Annotated in this window: 13 protein-coding genes; 5 read left to right on the forward strand and 8 right to left on the reverse strand. The window is 70.4% G+C overall.

Annotated features, from left to right (window positions below):
• Window positions 1-207: 207 nt before the first annotated feature.
• Complete coding sequence (locus IM778_RS01695; RefSeq protein ID WP_194410374.1) at window positions 208-3,081, reverse strand: FAD-binding and (Fe-S)-binding domain-containing protein; 2,874 nt, start codon at window positions 3,079-3,081, stop codon at window positions 208-210.
• A gap of 115 nt (window positions 3,082-3,196) precedes the next feature.
• Between IM778_RS01695 and IM778_RS01700 the strand changes: the two genes are divergently transcribed.
• A complete protein-coding gene (locus IM778_RS01700) occupies window positions 3,197-6,310 on the forward strand; it encodes a glycoside hydrolase family 2 TIM barrel-domain containing protein (RefSeq protein ID WP_228484693.1) in 3,114 nt (1,037 codons plus the stop codon).
• A 125-nt stretch (window positions 6,311-6,435) separates the two neighbouring features.
• Here the strand turns inward: IM778_RS01700 and IM778_RS01705 are convergent, their stop codons facing one another.
• The 6 genes from IM778_RS01705 to IM778_RS01730 form a co-directional block, all read right to left on the reverse strand.
• Window positions 6,436-8,607 (reverse strand): alpha/beta hydrolase-fold protein, encoded by a 2,172-nt coding sequence (locus IM778_RS01705; RefSeq protein ID WP_194410376.1) that lies wholly within the window; start codon window positions 8,605-8,607, stop codon window positions 6,436-6,438.
• Window positions 8,608-9,147: 540 nt separating this feature from the next.
• Window positions 9,148-9,981 carry a MerR family transcriptional regulator gene (locus tag IM778_RS01710; RefSeq protein ID WP_228484694.1) on the reverse strand — a complete coding sequence of 278 codons (834 nt, stop codon included), beginning with the start codon at window positions 9,979-9,981 and terminating at the stop codon, window positions 9,148-9,150.
• A 48-nt stretch (window positions 9,982-10,029) separates the two neighbouring features.
• The gene (locus tag IM778_RS01715; protein ID WP_194410378.1) at window positions 10,030-10,482 is read right to left on the reverse strand and encodes an NUDIX hydrolase; all 453 of its coding nucleotides are present in this window, start codon (window positions 10,480-10,482) and stop codon (window positions 10,030-10,032) included.
• A 38-nt stretch (window positions 10,483-10,520) separates the two neighbouring features.
• A complete protein-coding gene (locus IM778_RS01720; RefSeq protein WP_194410379.1) occupies window positions 10,521-11,780 on the reverse strand; it encodes a four-carbon acid sugar kinase family protein in 1,260 nt (419 codons plus the stop codon).
• Window positions 11,781-11,787: 7 nt separating this feature from the next.
• Window positions 11,788-13,044: a RuBisCO large subunit C-terminal-like domain-containing protein gene (locus IM778_RS01725; RefSeq protein ID WP_194410380.1), complete on the reverse strand. Its 1,257-nt coding sequence runs from the start codon at window positions 13,042-13,044 to the stop codon at window positions 11,788-11,790.
• 4 nt (window positions 13,045-13,048) lie between these two features.
• On the reverse strand, window positions 13,049-15,058 hold the full coding sequence (locus tag IM778_RS01730) for a glycoside hydrolase family 127 protein (protein ID WP_194410381.1): 2,010 nt from the start codon (window positions 15,056-15,058) through the stop codon (window positions 13,049-13,051).
• A gap of 156 nt (window positions 15,059-15,214) precedes the next feature.
• Between IM778_RS01730 and IM778_RS01735 the strand changes: the two genes are divergently transcribed.
• The 4 genes from IM778_RS01735 (at window position 15,215) to IM778_RS01750 (ending at window position 19,113) form a co-directional block, all read left to right on the forward strand.
• Complete coding sequence (locus IM778_RS01735; RefSeq protein ID WP_194410382.1) at window positions 15,215-16,543, forward strand: ABC transporter substrate-binding protein; 1,329 nt, start codon at window positions 15,215-15,217, stop codon at window positions 16,541-16,543.
• Between the two features lie 80 nt (window positions 16,544-16,623).
• Entirely contained in the window at window positions 16,624-17,505 is an 882-nt protein-coding gene (locus IM778_RS01740) for a carbohydrate ABC transporter permease (RefSeq protein ID WP_194410383.1), read from the forward strand.
• A gap of 1 nt (window position 17,506) precedes the next feature.
• Entirely contained in the window at window positions 17,507-18,424 is a 918-nt protein-coding gene (locus IM778_RS01745; RefSeq protein ID WP_194410385.1) for a carbohydrate ABC transporter permease, read from the forward strand.
• 20 nt (window positions 18,425-18,444) lie between these two features.
• Complete coding sequence (locus tag IM778_RS01750; RefSeq protein ID WP_194410387.1) at window positions 18,445-19,113, forward strand: aspartate/glutamate racemase family protein; 669 nt, start codon at window positions 18,445-18,447, stop codon at window positions 19,111-19,113.
• A gap of 83 nt (window positions 19,114-19,196) precedes the next feature.
• Here IM778_RS01750 and IM778_RS01755 read toward each other — a convergent pair whose 3' ends face one another.
• Window positions 19,197-20,174: a sugar-binding transcriptional regulator gene (locus IM778_RS01755; RefSeq protein WP_194410389.1), complete on the reverse strand. Its 978-nt coding sequence runs from the start codon at window positions 20,172-20,174 to the stop codon at window positions 19,197-19,199.
• Window positions 20,175-20,255 lie beyond the last annotated feature (81 nt).

The following is a 20,255-nucleotide window of genomic DNA, read 5'->3' on the forward strand; positions in this document are numbered from 1 at the left end:
GGTGATCCCGCGGTCCGGTCGTTGAGCGAGCGAGGTACGAGCGAGACGAGACGTCGTGGGCCCGGTGCGGGCGGTGGGTGTGGTGCGTTTCGTCTCGGGCGCTAGAGCGCCCTTCGCTCAACGACCGGGGTCGGTGATCCCGCGGTCCGGTCGTTGAGCGAGCGAGGTACGAGCGAGACGAAACGTCGTGGGCCCGACGACCCGGGCTCAGCGGGTCGCCTCCTCCAGCAGTTCGAGGACGTGGCGGTAATCCGCGCCGGTCGCGCGCGTCATGCCCAGCTCGCACGTGCGGTTGCACGACGCGTGGGCGTCCGCGCCCAGGGCTCTCACCTCGGCGGCCTCGGCCGCGGTCGCCGACGCGGTGAGCTCGGGATGCAGCATCCCGCGATCCCCGGCGAAGGCGCAGCAGCCCCACGCGTCCGGCACGACGACCTCGGTCGCGACGGTCTCGGCCACGCGGCGCAGCGACGGGTCGAGCCCGAGCTGCGTCGACGAGCACGTCGGGTGCAGCGCGAGCGTCGCGATCACGGGGGTCACGGCGCCCAGGCGCGGAAGCAGCACCCGCTCGGCGAACGCGACGGCATCCTCGACGCGCGCGTCGACGCCGGCCTCGGCGAGCAGGTGGAGGAAGCCCTCGGTGCAGCTCGAGGCATCCGTCACCACCGTCAGCTCGCCGCCGCGCGTCGTCGTGACGACCGCGTCGGCGACGCGGCGCAGCATGACCTCGCGCCCTCGCGCGAAGCCCTTGGACGTCCACGGCGTGCTGCAGCAGAGCGTGTCGACGCGGTCGGGCACGACGAGCCGCACTCCCGCCCGCTCCGCGAGGCGTCGGAACGCCTCGGTGACGCCGATGCCGTCGCCGGCCGGGCCGAACATCGTGTTGACGCACGCCGGGAGGTACACCGCGACCGGCGCGTCGGTACCGGTGCCGACCTCCGCGCCGAGACCGGCGCGGGCCGCCCCGCCACGAGGCAGGTCGGCGGAATAGCGGGGAACCGTGTCGGCGCCGAAGACGACCCGGCCGGCGTCGGTGGCGGCCGTCACGACACGAGCCGGCATGCGGTCGGCGAGCCCGAGGCCCGCCGCAGCGGCGCGGGTGACCGGACCCCACGCCTGTGCGGCCGCGGTCCAGGCGGCGCCGGCGACGGCTCCGGCGTCCTGCCGACGGAGACGCTTGACGAGGCTGCCGGTGTTGATGAGCACCGGGCACGCGGTCTGGCACATGCCGTCCACGGCGCATGTGTCGACTCCCGCGTAGTCGTACTCGCGTTCCAGCTCGGCGACGAGGGCGTCATCGCCGGATGCCTCGGCCCGGGCGATCGCGCGTCGTGTGACGATCCGCTGCCGGGGCGTGAGGGTGAGGTCCTTGCTCGGGCACACGGGCTCGCAGTACCCGCACTCGACGCAGCGGTCGGCCTCCGGTTCGATGGCGTCGGCGAGCTTGATGTGCTGGAGGTGCGCCTCGGGGTCGTCGTCGATGATCACGCCGGGGTTGAGGATGCCGTGCGGATCGCACAGATGCTTGAGCTCGCGCATCACGCCGTAGAGCTCGTCGCCGTACTGGCGGCGCACGTACGGTGCCATGACGCGTCCGGTGCCGTGCTCGGCCTTGAGGGTGCCGCCGGCGTCCAGCACGAGTCCGGCCATGTCTTCGGTGAAGTCCGAGTAGCGCGCGAGCTGATCGGCCGATTCGAAGCGATCGGTCAGCATGAAGTGGATGTTGCCGTCCTTGGCATGCCCGAAGATCACGCTGTCGCGGTAGGCGTAGCGGTCGAAGAGCGTCTGCAGGCGCGCGCACGTGGCCGCGAGCCGCTCGACGGGCACCGCGACGTCTTCGAGCAGCGCGGTCGTGCCGCTGGGTCGCGCACCCGCGACCGAGGCGTAGAGCCCCTTGCGCAGCTTCCACGCGGCGGCGCGCTCGGCCGCGTCGGCCGAGAAGGCGGCCGGCGCCACCAGGGGCTGGGACGCGAGGGCGCGGGCACCGCCGGCGACGAGCCCGGCGAGCTCCTCCTCGGCGTCGGCGTGATACTCCACCAGCAGCGCGGCCTGCGTGCGCACGACGAGCCCGAGGATCTGCGGCGGAGCGCCCGCGAGGGATTGCCCGACGCGCAGGGAGGTGGCATCCATCAGCTCCAGCGTCGCGGCACCGGTCGCCACGAGCTCGGGCAGCGCGCGGGTCGCGGTGTCGAGATCGGGGAAGACCGTGAGCGCTGTCGCGACCCGCGGCCGCACCGGCACGGTGCGGTACGTCGCCTCGGCGACGAAGGCGAGCGTGCCTTCGCTGCCGACGACGAGGTGGGCCAGCAGTTCGGCGGGCGAGTCGAAGTCGAGGAACGCGTTGACGCCGTAGCCCATGGTGTTCTTCATCGCGAACTGCCGCCGGATGGTCTCGACCGACCGCGAGTTCGACACGACGCGCTCCCGCAGTCGCAGGAGCCGGTCGACGAGCTCGGGTTCGGCGGCCCGCAGCGCCGCGTCGGCGTCGGAAGCGGCGGTGTCGACCACGGTGCCAGACGGCAGGACGAAAACGAGCGATTCGAGCGTCTGGTAGGTGTTCTCGGTGACGCCGCACGCCATGCCGCTGGAGTTGTTGTTGACGACGCCGCCGATCGTGCAGGCGATCTCGCTCGCCGGGTCGGGGCCGAGGCGGTAGCCGTGCCTGGCGAGGCGCGCGTTGACCTGCCGGACGGTGGCGCCGGGCTGCACTCGCACGCGGCGTCCGTCGTCGAGCACCTCGATGCGGCGGAAGCGGCGGCGGACGTCGATCAGAAGCCCGTCGGTGACGGCCTGGCCCGACAGGCTCGTACCGCCCGAACGGAAGGTGAGCCGTGATCCGGCGGAGCTCGCGGCGCGCATGAGCCGCGCGACCTCGGCGGCGTCGGCGGCGATCACCACCGCCTCGGGGGTGAGGAGGAAGTGCGATGCGTCACTCGCGTAGGCGATGCGGTCGATCGCGCGGGTCTTCACGCGGGACGCCTCGGTGACGGCGCGCGCGATCGCGTCGGGGACGCGCGGGGGCGCCAGCGTCGACGGTGCCGTACGTGCCACGGGACTCCTCCTCGGGCTAGACTGCAATCGCATTCAGCAAAGAATGGATATGCACACTGCCATGGATATGCAGAATAGCCGATCCACCGCCGTCCCCTCCACCGCCGTCTCCGCCATCGGAGGTGGCGGCGCGAGGTACTGGGAGCGGATGTCACCGGGCGCAGGCCGTCGTGCCCCCCGCGCCGATGCCGTGAGCGATGCCGCGGTGCTGAGCCTGGACGGCACCTGGCGGTTCCGCCTGTCGCCCACCGCCGAGGGCACCGGCGATGCGTTCCTCGCCGACGACTTCGACGACTCCGCGTGGGACTCGATGCGCGTGCCGTCGCACTGGGTGCTCGAGGAGTTCACGCCGCTCGCCGGCGGCCCCGCGCGCCGCATGCTGGGCACCGACGAGGGCCCGCTCTACACGAACACCGCGTACCCCATCCCGCTCGATCCGCCGCACGTGCCGACCGAGAACCCGACCGGCGACTACCGGCTCGTGTTCGACGTGCCGGCAGGATTCGGCGCGGCGGTGCCGCGATTCCAGGGCGTCGACTCGTGCGCCAAGGCGTGGCTCAACGGCGTCGAACTGGGGTGGTCGACGGGCAGCCGCCTGCCGTTCGAGTTCGATGCGCCGGTGCGCGAGGGCCGCAACGTGCTGTGCGTGCGGGTGCACCGCTGGTCGGCGGGCACGTACCTCGAAGACCAGGACATGTGGTGGCTCCCCGGCATCTTCCGCGACGTCGAGCTGATCGCACGCCCCGACGGTGCGATCGACGACCACTTCGTGCACGCCGACTTCGATGCCGCGACGGGCCTGGGCACGTTGCGGGTGGATGCCTCGACCGCGGCCGTCGTCGAGATCCCCGAGCTCGGCATCCGTCTGCCCGCCGGCGACACCGTCATGGTTCCGGTCGAGCCGTGGAGCGCGGAGCGCCCGCGCCTGTACCGCGGCACGCTGCGCTCGCGCGGCGAGACCGTCGAGCTCGCGGTCGGGTTCCGGCACGTCGAGATCGTCGACGGCGTGTTCACGGTGAACGGGCGCGCAGTGAAGCTGCGCGGCGTGAACCGCCACGAGCACCACCCCGGCACCGGGCGGGCGCTCGACCGCGACACGATGATCCGCGACATCGTGATGATGAAGCGGGCGAACATCGACGCGGTGCGGACGAGCCACTATCCGCCGCATCCGGAGTTCCTGAGGCTGTGCGACGAGTACGGACTGTGGGTGGTCGTCGAGGTCGACCTCGAGACGCACGGCTTCATCTACGAGGGGTGGGAGCACAACCCGCCGGCGCTGCCGGAATGGCGCGACGCGATCATGGACCGCCTGCGGCGCACGGTCGAGCGCGACAAGAACCGACCCAGCGTCGTGGTGTGGTCGCTCGCCAACGAGAGCATGACCGGCGACGGGTTCGGCGAGATGCGACGCTGGCTCGACGAGCGCGATCCGTCGCGCGCGGTGCTGTACGAGCGCGACCCGAGCTACCGGGACTCCGACTTCTACTCGATCATGTACCCGTCGCTCGAGCTGCTCGCGCAGATCGGCCGGCGCGAGGAGCCGCGCGGCGGACGGCTGAGCATGCACGGCATGGTGTTCGACGAGCCGGGTGCGCTCGCCCCGCTGCCCGCCGGCGTCACCGAAGAAGACGAGGAGCGTCGGCGGGGGCTGCCGTTCCTGCTCGTCGAGTACGCGCACGCGATGGGCAACGGGCCGGGCTCGCTGCAGGACTACTGGCGCGTCATCAATGCGCACGACCGGCTGTGCGGCGCCTTCGTGTGGGAGTGGATCGACCACGGGTTCACCGCGACCACGGCCGACGGCATCCCGTTCACGATGCACGGCGACGACGTCGACTACGAGCCGCGGGGCGGACGGTTCAGCCTGCACGGCCTGGTGTTCAGCGACCGCACGCCCACCCCCGCGCTCGTCGAGCTGGCCAAGGCGCACGAGCCCGTGTCACTCGAGGTGCGGGGCGGCCACGACTCGTGCGCCGTGTACATAGTGAACAACCGACATTATGTATCGACGACGGATCTGGAGTTCCGCTGGAGCCTCGAGGCCGACGGCGAGGTCGTCGCGGGCGGGGTGCTCGCGGTGGGCGAGGTGGCGGCGGGCGCGTCGGCGGAGGTCTCGATTCCGGATGCCGCGGCCGCCGCAGCAGGGCGGTCCGATGTGGTGCTCACCATCGAAGCCGTCCTCGCGGCCGATGCCCTGTGGGCTCCGGCGGGCCACGTCGTGGCGTGGGCCCAACGGGCGGCGGTGGAGCCCGGGGCGGCGGAGGAGCCGGGGGCGGCGGTGGAGCCCGGGGCGGCGGTGGAGCCCGGGGCGGCGGCGCCCGGGCCTGTGCCCGACCTCGAGAAACCACATTCCGGACGAGAAGCCACGCCAGACGTGGTTTCTCGACGTGGACGTGGTTTCTCGACGGGCGTGGGAGCCGAGACGGGGACGGTGCGGGTCGGGCCAGGCGTGTTCGACTCCGCCACCGGGCGTCTCGTGCGGCTCGGCGACCTCGAGCTCGAAGGGCCGGTGCTCGACCTCTACCGCGCGCCGATCGAGAACGACCGCGGCCAAGGTGACACCAACAACGTCGCGGCGGTGTGGCACAGGACGATGCTTCATCGTCTGCTGCACCGGGTCGACGAGGTCTCGGTCGAGGGCGACGCGCTGCGGGTGAACGGCCGGACGGCGCCGCGGACGCATCCGCACGGCGTCGCGTGGAGCATGACCTGGCAGCCACGGGACGGCGGCCTGCTCCTCGACGTGGTCGTGGACTTCGTCGGGCCGTGGTCGGACACGCCCTACATGCACCGCGACATCTGGGTGCCGCGCCTCGGGCTGCTGTTCGCGATGCCCGGAGACGCCGAGAGCGTCACATGGTTCGGGCGCGGACCCGGCGAGACCTACGTCGACTCGTACGAGGGGTCGCGCGTCGGGCGCTTCGCGCGGTCGATCGACGACTTGCAGGTGCCGTACCCGGTGCCGCAGGAGAACGGCAACCATGTGCAGACACGGTGGCTGGAGGTCGCCGGCGCCGGCCTGCCGACGCTGCGGGTCGAGGGTCGTCCCGAGTTCGACTTCACCGCGCGTCGCTGGACATCGCACGACCTGGAGCGCGCCGCCAGGCCGCACGAGCTGGTCGACTCGGGCCGTGTGTGGCTCAACATCGACCGCCGGCAGCAAGGTCTCGGGTCGGCATCCGTCGGCCCTGCCCTGCCCGAGCAGTACCGGGTGCCGCGCGAGCGGACGTCGTGGCGCGTGTGGCTCGGGACGCGCTGAGCCACCTCACGTACGGGTCACGCGTCGGCAGAGCCGGGGTGTCGGCGATCGAGCAGAAGCCGGTGGCCCGTGAGGGCGAGAAACAGCGTTCTCGCCCTCACGGGCCGTCATGCCGACCGGAGGCGTCAGCCCTGGAACAGGCGCGGCAGCAAGTCGATCAGCGACTTCTGCCATACGTCCCAGCTGTGCGGGCCGGGGATGATCGGTGCGAACTCGTGCTCGACACCGCGGTTCGTCATGCTGCTGATCAGGGTCAGCGTCGCTCCATAGGTGAAGTCCTGGACGTCACCGGAATACACCCGCAGGAGCTTGGTCCCGTCGTTGATCGCCGCCACGTCCGCGTTGGCGGGGACGTTGCCGAACGCCGACATCGCACCGATGTAGGCGAACTCGCCCGGGTGGGCCCACAGCGTGCTGAGGGTGTGCCCGGAGCCCATCGACAGTCCCGCCAGTGCGCGGTTGTCACCGTCGCTGCTGACGTTGTACTGCGCCTCGGCCGTCACGGTGATGCGCTGCGTGATCTCGTTGGGGAAGTTCACGCCGTTGCCGTTGGCCATGACGACCACCATCGGCACGATGTTGCCCTTGGCGTAGTGGTTGTCCAGGATCTGGGCAGCGAAGCCGACCTCGATCCAGTCCGTCCACGTCTGTCCGCCGCCGTGCTGGAGGTAGAACACCGGGTAGGGCTCGGCGCGGTCGGCGTCGTAGTCCGGCGGTGTCCACACGTAGGCGGATCGAGTCGGGTTGCCGTTCGCAGTGCTCGTGTAGTTCATGACCTCGACGTCGCCGCGGGCTTCGGGTGCGACCGGGGTCGTGTACTCGCCACGGAGCGTCTCGTCGCCGGGCACCTGGAACGTACTCCAGTTGGGCTCGGACAACACGGTCGTCGGGTTGGTCCCGTCCTTGTGGTCGACACCTTCGACGACGAACTTGTAGTAGTACGAACCCGCTTCGACCGGCATCGTCAGCCGCCAGCGCCCGTCATCCTGCTTGGTCATGGGTGTGCGCGGCCAGCTGCCCGCAGGACCGAAGTTGCCCCACACCGTCACGTGGTTCGCGTCGGCGAAGTCCGTCCCGGTCTCGAAGGTCACGACGCCGTTCTCGTCGATCCACGGCGTCGGAGTGGTGCCCGGGGCCGGGAGCGAGTGCGGTTCGAGCGGAAGGTGGCCTTCACTCGGACCGGTGTCGCCCGGAGTCTGGAACACGCGCTGCGCGAAGTCGTGCAGGCTCTTCTGCCACGTGTCCCACGTGCCGCCGGTCTCAGGGTCGGAGCCGTCCGACTGGAACTCGACGCCGGCCCGGCTGAACTTGTCGGCGAGGGCCACCGTCGGGTTGTAGTTCGGATCGGTGACGTTTCCGACGTACAGACGGATGAGGTCGGTCGCGTCGTTGATCTGCCGCGCCTTGCCCTTGCCCACGTTCTGCTCGAGGTCGCCCGAGAAGGAGCCCACGTTCGAGAACTCTCCCGTGGCGCTGACCAGGAGGCTGAGGGCCTGCGAGGCCCCGCGCCCGATGCCGGCGATCGCTCGATCTTCGGCGTCGCTCGAGATGTTGAACGCCTGCTCCGCGGCCGGGAGGAGGTTCTTGACCACCTCGCCGCGGATCTCGTCCGTGTCGCCGTCACCCATCACGACGACCATCGGCTCGGCGTCTCCGCCGACCGTCAGGTTGTCGAGGATCTGCTTCAGCCGCCCGAGCTCCACCCATTCGCGATAGCTCTGCCCCTCGTCCTGGAGGAGGTAGAGCACCGGGTACGGTGTCGCGCGATTCTCGTCATAGCCCGGGGGCGTCCACACCAGGGCCGACCGTTCGGCGCCCGCGACGGAACTGTCGTAGCTGAGCTCTTCGAGGCTCCCGCCCGCCGGCACGTCTGCGAGCCACTCGGCGCCCGGGCCGTCGACGAACAGCGTGTTCCACGTCGGTTTCGATGTCACCTCCTGAGGGCTGGCCGGGTTGCGGAACGCGATGGCGTCCTCACCCCACGACGGCCGCGCCGTGTACTGGTAGTAGTACAGACCCGGCTCGAGCGGGCCGATGGTCGAGGTCCAGTTGCCTCCGCTGGCCCCCATGTTCAGGGTCGTCCAGGTCTTGCCCGGCGCGAAGTTTCCTTCGACAGCCACGACCGAGCCGGCGATGCCGGTCGCCGGCTGGACCGCCGAGGTGGGAACCGTGAACCGGTAGACGTCCGGGACGACGTTGTCGATCTCGGCGACCCACGAGTCCTCGGCGGCTGCGGCCGGCTGGGCCGCGAGGAGTGCGGACACTCCCAACGCGGCCGCCGTGGCCATCGCCACCATTGCGCGACGGGAGCGCCGTTCAGTACCTCGCCCTTGATCTATCCACATCACCTTTGATTTCCTCTCGTGTCTCTCCCGCACCGCGTCATGCGGGAGCCTTGCCCGCCGGACGGGAAGAACCGAGCCGGCGGAGCGGGCGACGAAGCCCCGCGTCAGCAGGTTTACAACGTCGTAAATTCCCTACAGGCCCATCGTTGTGTCCCCGGCAAGCAAAGGTCAAGAGCAAATTGCAACGTTGTATAGATGTGCCTCGGATATCGCCCACGTTGATCCAGGCGCGGCGGACGTGCGCGATCGCGCGCGTCCTCGTGCTCGCTGCCGCGGTCGATGTCGGTGCGGCCGCCTTCGCTCGGCGCGGGCTTTCTCGTCCGGGTCGACGAAGCGTGGTCCGCCGCGGCGGGGGCGCAGGGCGGTGTCGATGATCGCATCGATCCAGGCGCCGCCTTCGTCGTCGAAGGGGAAGCTGCCGTGGCGGATGCCGTCGCGAGGTGGGAGCCGCTCCCGCCGACGGAACGGCTCCCGCCGCGGGATGCCGCCCGGCTACGCCTTCTCCACCGGCACCTGCAGCTCGGTCACCCAGTCGGGGCCGGGCTCGTGGCCATCCGCCTCGAGGTACACCTCGCGGCAGGGCCCGGTCATGCGATAGCCCTCGTCGACGACGCGCTGCATCAGCCGGGACCACGATTCGCCGATGCCCGTCATGTCGCCGCGGTGGATGAGCGTCGCCATCGTCTCGACGGCCGGCAGCGTGACGATGTCGTAGCCCTCCCCGGGCTGCGGCTGCGGTTCGGCGATGTACGACACGTGGACGGCGAGGTCGTCGGAGTCCGGCACGGGCGCGTACCAGAAGACCCCCGGTTCGATGATCCGGCGGCCGGCTGCCGAGAGCGAAGCATCCAGGCCCGTGATGATCGTCCCGACGACGGGACCGACGTTCTCGGGGCCGCCTCCCGGGGCGATGCCCGAGGCGGCGTAGACGGTGACGGCGTCGACCGGGCGGTACTGCACGTTGTCGGTCATGGCGATGGTTCCTTCCAGGAGGGAGAGACGCCGATCGATCCGCTCCAGTCGCGCGGTCTCCGCGTCGATCGAGGCGGCGACCGCGGCCCGCCGATTCGCGAGTACGCGACGAAGCACGCTCTCGTCGTCCGAATCCAGCGCTGAGGCGATCTCGTCGAGGCCGACACCCAGCTCTCGCAGCTCCACGATGCGCAGCAGCCGCGGCAGCTGCGTGTTCGCGTACCTGCGATACCCCGAGTGCGAGTCGACGTGCGCCGGAACCAGCAGGCCGATCGCGTCGTAGTGACGCAGCATCCGCACACTGACGCGCCCGAAGGCGGCGAACTCTCCGATGGTGTACATGGTGCTGACCACGTTCGACCCTGACACAGTGTCAGGGTCAAGCGCACTGCCGCGCGAGGATCAGAACCCGAACGACAAGAGGCTCGACGCGTGCCCCTCCCGGACCGCGTCGAGCGCGAGCCTCTCGTAGTCGGGCACGTGCTCGGGCAGCGCGTCGAGGCCGAACCAGGCCAGCTCGGCGCACTTCCTCGGCTCGAGGATCGTCGGCTCGCCCGACCATGCATCGCACACGAAGAACCAGTCGACCCGCTGCTCGCGCGGCTCGGCGGTGCCGTCGGTGCGCTGCATCACCGTCGACGGGTTCAAGCCGGAGGGCTCGATGACGACCCCGAGCTCTTCGCGCGCCTCACGGATCGCGGCGTCGACAGCTGTCTCGCCGAGCTCGATGTGACCGGCTGCGCCCGCGGTCCAGTAGCCGTCCATATAGCCGGTGTTGTGCCGCAGCTGCAGCAGCACCGCGCCGTGACGACGGAGGAAGACGTACGAAGCGGGAACGAGTGACACGCGAGTCATGGCGCGAGAAACCCTACCGGCTCGTCGATCGATGGCTGTCAGGCGCCGAGGGCGGCGATGTCGGTGAAGAGAGAGTCCGCGCCGACCTGGCCGCCCTTCAGCAGCAGTTCCGCTCCGTCCAGAGCGGGGTCGGCGGCGTGTGCGCGCAGCAGCACGACGTTGCCCCACGGGTTCGCGGCGATCGACAGCGCCTCGACCCCGAGCAGCCTGGTGATGCGGCTCGACGTGTCTCCGCCGCACACGATCACCCGCCGGCTCGCGCCTGCTCGCACGACCGATGAGACGACGGATGCCGCGGCCGCCGCGATCGACTCGAGCACGGGTCGCTCGCCCGCCGCGCGGGTGTCGGTGTCGTCCGAGGTGAGCACGACTCCGCGCCCGGCTCTCAATGCTTCGACCACGTCGTCGATCGCAGCGCCTACCGCATCGGCGGCGAGCGGGAGCGGCCGCACCATCCAGCCCGCGGCGGCCGCGGCATCCGCCTGCCGACGCGTCTGCGCCGAACGGCTGCCCGAGACCACGAGGACAGGTCCCGAGCTCGGGGTCGAGCGAGCGATCGGCGGCGCCGACCCGGGATCGGCCGCCGCGAGGCCATGCGACAGCCCGCCCGACCCGATCGCGAACACCGGGCGCGGCAGCCCGTGCAGCGCGGCGCCGACCGTGGCGAGATCGTCGTCGGTCACCGCGTCCAGCACCACCGCCGCTTCGGGCGCGCCGCGAAGACGAGCGCCCAGGTCGGCGTAGGACACGATCGGGATCGCCCCGATCGGCAACTCGGTCTGCCGCCCGACATGCAGCGCGAGGTCGGCCTCGGTCATCGGGGTGCTCGGGTGGGTCGACATCGTCGGCTGCCGGTCGAGGCGGTAGACCACCCCGCGCTCGGCGGCGAAGTGATGGCCGAAGAGCGTGTAGCGGCCGAAGTCGGGCTGCGCGAACAGCATCGGCACGGTCGCGTCCCCGAAGACTTCACGCGCAAGCTCGACCACGCGTCCGAGGCTCCCGATCGTCGGCGCGGAGTCCGCGGTCGAGCACGCCTTGTACTGCACCACCTCGGGCTCCAGCGCGGCGAAGGCCGCGAACACCGGACGCAGCTCCTCTGCCATGGCGGCGGGGGTGAGCGATCGCGAGATCCCCGCCACCCCGACCACGTCGACCTCGGACGCGGTGCGGCGCAGGGTCTCGGCATCCGGAAGGCCCGTGAACAGCCGCCCCGTCCACCCGCGCCGCGTGAACTGCAGCAGCGCGTCGACGCTGCCGGTGAAGTCGTCGCCGTAGAACGCGGCGCCCAGTCCAGACACGGACCGGCTAGACACGGACCGGCCCGAACAGCTCGGTCGCCCGGCGGAGCGCCGGGGAGCGCTCGAGCGCGACCTCGACCGCCTCGCCGGTCGCGGCCGACTCCCACGCCTCGCGCATGCTCGCGACGCCTGCGGCCGCCCCGTCGGGATGACCATGGATGCCGCCCCCGGCGAGCACGAGAAGATCCGTCGTGCCGACCGCCGAGTAGGTCGCGTGCGCGAGACCGCCCCACTGGCCCGACGACAGCACCGGCACCGTCGGCGTGAGGCCGAGCAGCGGCTCGCGGACCGCGGCGATCGAGTCCAGCACTTGGGCGTCCGTCTCGTAGAACTTGTTGCTGATGCCGTTGGTGTGCAGGTGGTCGGCGCCGGCGAGCCGGGCGAGCTTCTGCCACGCTCGGAACCCTATCCCGACCTGCTCGGAGCGGTTGAACGCGCCGAGCATCGCGCGGTGACCGTGGATCGGCACCTCGGCATGGCGGCGCAGGAACTCCAGGCCCGGCAGCCCGATGAGGTTGATGCACGCCATGACGCACGTGCCGCCGGCGGCGACGACGAGGTCGTGGTTGGCCTCGAGGCGGCCGATGTCGTCGGTGATGTTGAACGCGTACATGGGCTTGCGGCCGGTGCGGTCGGCGTAGTGCTCGAGCACGGGCATGACCGCGCGCACGCGCTCGGCCAGCGGCGCGCTCGGGCCGTTGCCCTGCAACTCGTCGTCTTTGATGAAGTCGATGCCCGCCTCGGCCAGCTCGCCCACGACCTCGGCCAGGTCTTCGGGCGAGAGTCCGATGCTCGGCTTCACGATCGTGCCGATCATCGCGCCGCTCGGGCGGCCCAAGAGCCGCCGCGTCCCCCCGACGCCGAACGCCGGGCCCGGGTAGCGCTCGGCGAACGCCGGCGGCAGCTCGAGGTCGATCAGCTTGATCGCCGACAGCTCTTTGATCTCGAACAGGTTGCCGGCGACGGCGGCGAGCAGGTTGGGGAGTGAGGGCCCGAAGTTGCCGAGCGGAAAACGCAGGCGCAGCCGCGCACGGCGGCGCCGCGCCGGGTCGCCGACAGACCCCGGCAGCGGTGAGGCGCCGGTGAGTGGCACCTCCTCGAGCGATTCGACCTGCGCCGCGAAGCGCGCACGGAGGTCGTCGGACTCGCGTTCGACCCGCACGAACGTGCCGGTGGACTGCTCGCCGGCGAGCACCTCGGCCGCATGCTGCAGCGGGAGCGAGGTCTCGATGAGATACGTCGCGATGACGTGCTGTGCGGTCATCGGGTCACCACGCCAGCGGGAGCCAGACCGACATCTCGCCGGCGCCGCGGTTGCCCCACGCGAAGTACGGCACGAGCCGCGTCTTGGCGGTCGACGGCTCGGCCTCGCCGAGGTCGTCGTACAGGGCGTCGTCGGTGGGCTTCGGCAGCACGGCGATCTCGGTCTCGAGCGCGACGATCCGGGTGCCCGTCACCTCGGCTTCGACGGGCGTGAGCCCCTGGCCGCGGCGCAGCGCCGCCTGCTCGAGCGCGACGCCCCCGGGGAGGTCGGTGCTCTCGAGGCAGTACACGACCGGTCCGCGGCGCACCGCGACCTGGTTGGTGGCCTCCTCGGCGAGGCGGTGGGCGCGCAGCACCCGCACCGGCATCGGCAGCGCCAGCGCGATCACGTCGCCCTCGCGCCACTCGCGCTCGACGCGCGTGTAGGTTCCGGGCTCGCTGACCGCGACCTCGTCGCCGTTGACCGTGAGCGTCGCGCCCGACGACCAGCCGGGGATGCGCAGGTGAAGAGGGGTGCCGGGGCCCGCGGCATCCTGCACGGTGAACGTCAGCTCACCCGACCACGGGTAGTCGCTGTCTTCGCGCAGGGCGAGCCGGCCACCGTCGTCGGTCGTGACGTCGACCGACGAGCCTCCGTAGAGGTGCAGGTAGAGGCCGTCGTCGCCGAGTGAGGCGGCACGCTCGTGGAACCGGGCCAGGGTGCGCGCGATGTTCGGCGGACAGCAGAAGCAGCTGAGGTACGACTCTCGCAGGCGCTCGTCGGAGGGCGGCGGCGGGGGAGTCGGGTGGATCGCGGTGTCGCCCGGCCGGCGCAGCGGGTACGGCAGATCGCGCACCTGGCGCAGCGGGTTGGTGTAGAGGTACTCCGACCCGGCGAGACTGATGCTCGACAGCAGGCTGTTGAAGGCCACCTGTTCGATGACGTCGGCGTAGCGCGCGTCACCCGTGAGCGACAGCATCCGCTCGCCCCACAGGATGAGCCCGATGTTCGCGCACGACTCGTTGTGCGCCGTCGTGTGGGGCAGCTGGTAGGCGCGGCCGTAGGCCTGGTGCACGCGGCTGATCTGGTCCTGCCAGGGCGAGCCGTCGGGCGAGGCGCCGTCGTAGAGCGCGCCGGCGCCGCCGGTGATGTAGAGCTTCGTGTCGACGACGTCCTGCCACAGCCGCTCGAGCACCGCGGTGAGTTCGTCGTCGCCCGTCTCGGCGACGAGGTCGGCGAGACCCGCGTACAGGTAGTTGGCGCGCACGGCGTGCCCGGCGACCACGGTCTGCTCGCGTACCGGAAGGCGGTCCTGGTTGTCGTCGCCGCCCTGGAAGTCGTCGCGCACACGCACGAACGCCTCCGACAGGCGCAGATACCGCTCGTCGCCCGTGGCGCGGTACAGGTCGACGACGGCCATGTAGTGCGAGGGGCAGATGGCGCTGCGCGCGAGCTCGAGCGGCTTGTTGGTCGCGAGGTCCTCGAGGAATCCGGCCGCCTTCTTCGCGGCATCCAGCAGCGTCGTCGAACCCGTCACCTCGTAGTGCTTGACGCCCGCCGTGATGAGGTGGCCGAGGTTGTACGTCTCGAAGTGGAAGCGGTCGGCGAGCGCCTCCACTGGTCCCTGGGTCTCTCGGAGGGCCTGGTGGCGGGTCGAGATGATGGTCGGGGTGTGCAGGTACCCGTCCTCGCGCTGCACCGACGCGATGAGCCCCGCGAGGTCTTCGACGCGGGCGGCGAGCTCGGGGTCGGGGTCGGTCTCGAGGCGGGCGATCGCGGCCTCGAGCCACTTGTAGAAGTCGCCGTCCATGAACGGCGGGCCGAGGTGCGAGCCCTCTTCGAGGCCGGCGGCGATGCGGAAGTTCGCCAGGCCCGGGCTGACGGCGGGGTCGCTCAGCGACGACCAGATCTGCGGGATGGTGACGTCGCGGGTGCGTTCGTGGACGCCGCCCCAGAAGCCGCTGCTCCACCGCGCGCTCTCGGCTCCGAGGGGGCGCAGCCGCGCATGGGCGCGGGTCGCTGTCGTGGCGGTCATGCGATGGGTCCTTCCGGAGGGCGTGCACCTGACTGTAACCACGATTTGAGCACGAAGTGAATAGAATTTCAACACTGAGTGTTGACACACTTCGCTTTCGTGCCTACTGTCGTGGTCGTACCCTTCACCCGCATGGTCTTCGTCAAGGAGGACGCTATGAACACCCGACCCCGCAGCCGCGCTTTCGCGGCCCTGGGACTGACCCTGGCGGCCGTGCTGCCGCTGGCCGCATGCGCCGGCGGAAGCGGCGCGCCCTCCGGTGACGACGGTGCCGCCGGCACCGATCCCGACACCTTCACGGTCATGACGGCCAACGAGAACGCCGTCCTCGAGGCGCAGCTCGACGCGCTCGCCGCAGGCGCCTGCGAGGCCGAGAACGAGGCGCTGCCCATCGAGCACCAGAAGGTCGCACAGGCCGACACCGTGCAGAAGGTGACGCTGCTCGCGAGCCAGGACGCGCTGCCCACCCACACGATCGCGGGCACGGCCCTCATCCGCCCGGACGGCGACCTCAACGCCGCCGGCCTCGTCGGCGACCTGCAGGCCGCCCTCGAAGAGGCCGGTACGTGGGACAACGTGCTGCCCGCAGCCGCGTCCACCGTCGAGCAGGTCTACGGCGGCATGTACTCGATGCCGTACCAGTACAACATCGAGGGCATCTTCTACAACAAGCAGATCTTCGCCGACAACGGTCTCGAGGAGCCGCAGACGTGGGACGAGCTGCTCGACGCCTCGGCGACGCTGCTCGACGCCGGCATCACCCCGATGACCGAGGCGGGCGCAAACGGCTGGCCGCTCACCCGCATCATGGGCATGTACATCTTCCGCAACGTCGGACCCGACGCGATGGCCGCCATCCGCGACGGCGAGGCTCAGCTCACCGACCCCGACTACGTCGCGGGCGCCGAAGCGCTGGCCGAGTACGCCGGGGCCGGCTACTTCGGCGAGGGCTTCTCGACGCGCGACGGCGACACGTCGTCGAACATGTTCCTCACCGGCCAGGCCGCCATGACCTACGACGGCACGTGGCTGCTGAGCGCGATCAACGACCCCGAGCGCAACCAGGTCGGCGGCGAGAACATCGGCTTCATGCCGTTCCCCGCGGTCGAGGGCGGCGCCGGTTCGATCGACCAGTACCCGGCCAACGCCGGCGCGCCGATGATCGTCAACGCCAAGCAGTTCGGCCCCAAGGTCGTGGACTGGATCAGCTGCATCGCCGAGAACTACGGCCAGCAGGCCCTGCAGGACGCGGGCGTCATCTCGGGCTTCAAGGTCAACGGCGAGGTCACCGACATCTCGCAGAACACCGCCGAGATCCAGGAGCGCATCGCCGAGATCGACGAGACCGTGCTGTGGTTCGAGGCGCTGCTCGACCCGAAGAGCAACTCCCTCGCGTCGTCCAACGCGACGCTCCTCGCGACGGGTCAGATGAGCCCCGAGGACTACATGGCCGAACTCCAGGCGAGCATCGACGCCAACAGCTGACGCTCGCCCCGCCGGCCCGCCTCGAGCCGGCCCCCCACGCCTAGGCTCGGGGGGCCGGCTCCCCACAGAAAGCGACGGAGATGAACTCGATCTTCGGCGATCGCAGGACGATCATCATCCTGCTGGCGCCTGCGCTGCTGCTCTACACCCTGCTCAAGGTCGTCCCGGTGGCCTGGTCGTTCGGGCTGTCGTTCTTCGAGGGCAACACCCTCCGCGGTTTCGACTGGGTGGGGCTTGAGAACTTCGCGACGTTCTTCTCCGATGGGGCTGCGCTGCAGTCGATGTGGGTCAGCATCTTCTTCGCCCTCGTCGCGACCGTCGGCCAGGTCGCGCTCGGCTACGGCCTGGCGCTGCTGTACGTCTTCGTGCTGCGCAAGGGCTCGTCGTTCGTCCGCACGATCGTGTTCTTCCCCGCGATCCTGCCGACGGTCGCGGTGGCCTTGCTGTTCAAGAGCTTCGTCGCCGTCGGCGACAATCAGGGTCCTGTCAACGACATCATCAACTTCTTCGGCGGCGACAGCGTCGAGGTGCTCGCGTCCACCGCGGGCACGATGGCCACCGCCATCGTCATGACGCTGTGGGGCTCGATGGGCTTCTACGCCGTGCTGCTCTACGCCGGGCTGCTCGACATCCCCGAAGAGATCATCGAATCGGCCCGCCTCGACGGAGCCAACGGCCTGCGCCTGGTGCGGCACATCGTGCTCCCGCTGTCGCTTCCGATCCTGCTGTCGTCGATCATCTTCAGCCTCAATGCGACGCTCAAGGTCTTCGACAGCCTGCTCGCGCTCAACAACGGCGGGCCCGGCACGTCCACGGCTCCGCTCACCCTGTACATGTATCGCACCGCGTTCGAGTACGCCGAGTACGGCTACGGCTCGACGATCGCCCTGGTGCTGACCCTGCTGTGCCTCGTGTTCACGCTCGCGATCTTCCGGTCGTCGCGTCGCAAGGCGGAGGTGTGACATGACGACCATGACGCAGACGGATGCCCCGGCCACCGTGGCCGTGCCGACCAAGCGCAAGCCGGCTCCGAGCCCGGTGCGCCGCAAGGCCCTGCGCCTGGTGCGCCGCATCCCGGTGTGGATCATCGTCGCGATCCTCATGGTGGTGGTGCTCTACCCCCAGGTGTGGATGGTGCTCGGCTCGTTCAAGACGCAGTCCGAGTTCCTCTCCAACCCCGCGCTGGCGCTGCCCGAGACCTGGGACTTCAGCAACTACGTCGTCGCCCTCACGACCGGCAACGTCGGCCAGAACTACCTCAACAGCATCATCGTCACGATCCCGTCGGTGGTGGCCATCGTGTTCATCGGCGTCGCCGCGGGGTACGCCCTCGAGGTCATGATCTGGAAGGGCCGCAACGGCACGCTGCTGTACATCCTCGCCGGCATCATGGTTCCGGGTCAGATGATCCTGGTGCCGCTGTTCATCGTCTATTTCCGGATCGGCATCACCGACTCGCTGCTCCCGCTCATCATCACGTACACGGTGATGGGGCTGCCGCTGACGACGTTCCTCATGGCGACGTACTTCCGGTCGGTGCCGCGCGAGATCTTCGAGGCGGCGACGGTCGACGGGTCGGGTCCGCTGCGCTCGTTCTTCATCATCGGCGTGCCGATGATGAAGAACGCGATCCTCACGGTCGGCCTCGTCCAGTTCTTCAGCGTGTGGAACGACCTGCTCATCGCGCTGACCTTCACGACACGACCGCAGCTGGCGACGATCCAGGTGGGACTGCTGAGCCTCAGCGACGAGTACGGGTCGACCCAGTACGGGCCGCTCTTCGCCGCCGTGAGCATCAACATCGTGGTGCTGCTGATCGTGTTCCTGACGCTCAACAAGAAGATCATGGCCGGCATGGCCGGCGGCGCCCTCAAGGGCTGAGAGCCTGAAAGGCTGATGGCATGACCGCCGACGCACCCCGCATCGCCTTCGTCCACACCGGCGCCGTCGTGATCCCGCCGGTCGCCGAGCTCGCACGCGAGCACCTGGCGGGCGCGACGACGGTGAACTACCTCGACGACAAGATCGTGGCCGATCTGGGCGATCCGCAGCGCGCGGCATCCGTTCCCGAACGCCTCGCCGATCTCGTGAAGGCGGCGCAGAGCGCGGGGGCGGATGTCGTCATGCTGACGTGCTCGTCGATCTCGCACCTGGCGGCGCCCACGGCCGAAGCCGTCGGCATCCCGGTGCTGCGCATCGACGAGGCGATGGCGGATGCCGCGGTCAGCGCCGGCGACCGCGTCGCGGTGCTGGCGACCCTGCCCACGACCCTCACGCCGACCCTCGGCCTGCTGCGCGAGCGCGCCGAGCTCGCGGGGCGTGCACCGGAGTTCGTGAGCGAGGTGATCGAGGGAGCGTTCGAGGCCGTCGCAGCGGGCGACCGCGCCACGCACGACCGGCTCGTCGCGGCCGCCATCGAGCGGGCGGCGACGGATGCCGATGTCGTGGTGCTCGCGCAGGCCTCGATGGCGAGCGCGGCCGAGGCCGTGTCGGTCGACGTGCCGGTGCTCACAAGCCTCGAGCCCGGCATCCGTCGCCTCAGCGAAGCGGTCGCCACCCTCGCTCGTTGAGCGTCGGGCGCTCCGGCGCCCGCCCCCCCCCGGTCGTTGAGCGATGGGCGCTCTGGCGCCCGCGACGAAACGGCCGGACCGGGTCAGCGGGTGGCGAGCTGCTCGGCGGAGCGGAGGTCGGTCACGAGCGTCGTGACCCAGCCGCCGGCGAGCGCGCCGTGGATGGCCTCGAGCTTGCGCTCGCCGCCGGCGACGCCGACGCGACGCGGGATGCGCATCAGGTTCTCGACGGGGATCGCGATGATGCGGTCGTCCAGCTCGCCGCGCACGAGGGTGCCGTCGGCGCGGAAGATGCGGTGGCAGATGTCGCCCACGGCCCCCTGCGCGAGAAGGCCTTCACGCTCCTCGGCGGCGAACGCGTTGCCGCTGGTGGCCAGCACGTCCGAAGGCTCGATGCTGCCGATGCCCATGATCGCCATCGTCAGGTCGTTCCAATGCTGCGCGACGTCCTGCATCGACGGGTCGCGCAGCAGGCTGTCGCGGATCGCGGGGTCGGCGACCACGCCCGGGGCCTGCACGTAGACCGGCTCGGCGCCGAGCATGCGCGCGAGCTCGCCCAGGATGCGGTTGGAATGGCTCTGCGCCTCCGGCGCACCCACGCCGCCCAGCAGCTGCACCACCTCGGTGGCCGCGCGCACCGTGAACGGGCGCATGCGGTCGACCATCGCGAGGATCGTCTGGCTCCACGACGAGACGCCGATGCGCTCGGAGCCCGAGAGAGTCGCCTCGAGGTAGGCGGCGGCACCCGCGCCGACCGAGGCCAGCAGCTCGCGCTCGTCGGCATCGGGGTCGACGTCGACGACGACCGCCTCGGCGAGGCCGTACCGCTCCTCGAGCTGCTCTTCGAGTTCGGCGTAGACGCCCGGCGCGACGGTGACGATCGTGCGCACGATGCCCAGGGTCTCGGCACGCTTGAGCAGACGCGAGACCTTCGCCTGTGAGATATTGAGCGCGGATGCGATGTCGGCCTGCCGCACGCCGCGCTCGTGGTACATGCGCGCGACCTTGGTCAGCAGGCGCACCTGACCGTCGACGGGGCGGGTGTAGCGGGCCAGTGACACGATGACTCCGATCGAAGCAATCCCGGATGAGGATTCGCTTACGAAAGGATATTCACTTTGCGCCTGCTCGGCTAGAGGCGG

Source organism: Microbacterium cremeum, from assembly GCF_015277855.1.
GTDB classification, from domain to species: domain Bacteria; phylum Actinomycetota; class Actinomycetes; order Actinomycetales; family Microbacteriaceae; genus Microbacterium; species Microbacterium cremeum.

Coding starts and splice junctions, on each gene's coding strand:
- IM778_RS01695 (WP_194410374.1), bottom strand. CDS start 3,081: ATGCGATTGCAGTCTAGCCCGAGGAGGAGTCCCGTGGCACGTACGGCA.
- IM778_RS01700 (WP_228484693.1), top strand. CDS start 3,197: ATGTCACCGGGCGCAGGCCGTCGTGCCCCCCGCGCCGATGCCGTGAGC.
- IM778_RS01705 (WP_194410376.1), bottom strand. CDS start 8,607: ATGGTGGCGATGGCCACGGCGGCCGCGTTGGGAGTGTCCGCACTCCTC.
- IM778_RS01715 (WP_194410378.1), bottom strand. CDS start 10,482: ATGACTCGCGTGTCACTCGTTCCCGCTTCGTACGTCTTCCTCCGTCGT.
- IM778_RS01725 (WP_194410380.1), bottom strand. CDS start 13,044: ATGACCGCACAGCACGTCATCGCGACGTATCTCATCGAGACCTCGCTC.
- IM778_RS01730 (WP_194410381.1), bottom strand. CDS start 15,058: ATGACCGCCACGACAGCGACCCGCGCCCATGCGCGGCTGCGCCCCCTC.
- IM778_RS01735 (WP_194410382.1), top strand. CDS start 15,215: ATGAACACCCGACCCCGCAGCCGCGCTTTCGCGGCCCTGGGACTGACC.
- IM778_RS01740 (WP_194410383.1), top strand. CDS start 16,624: ATGAACTCGATCTTCGGCGATCGCAGGACGATCATCATCCTGCTGGCG.
- IM778_RS01745 (WP_194410385.1), top strand. CDS start 17,507: ATGACGACCATGACGCAGACGGATGCCCCGGCCACCGTGGCCGTGCCG.
- IM778_RS01750 (WP_194410387.1), top strand. CDS start 18,445: ATGACCGCCGACGCACCCCGCATCGCCTTCGTCCACACCGGCGCCGTC.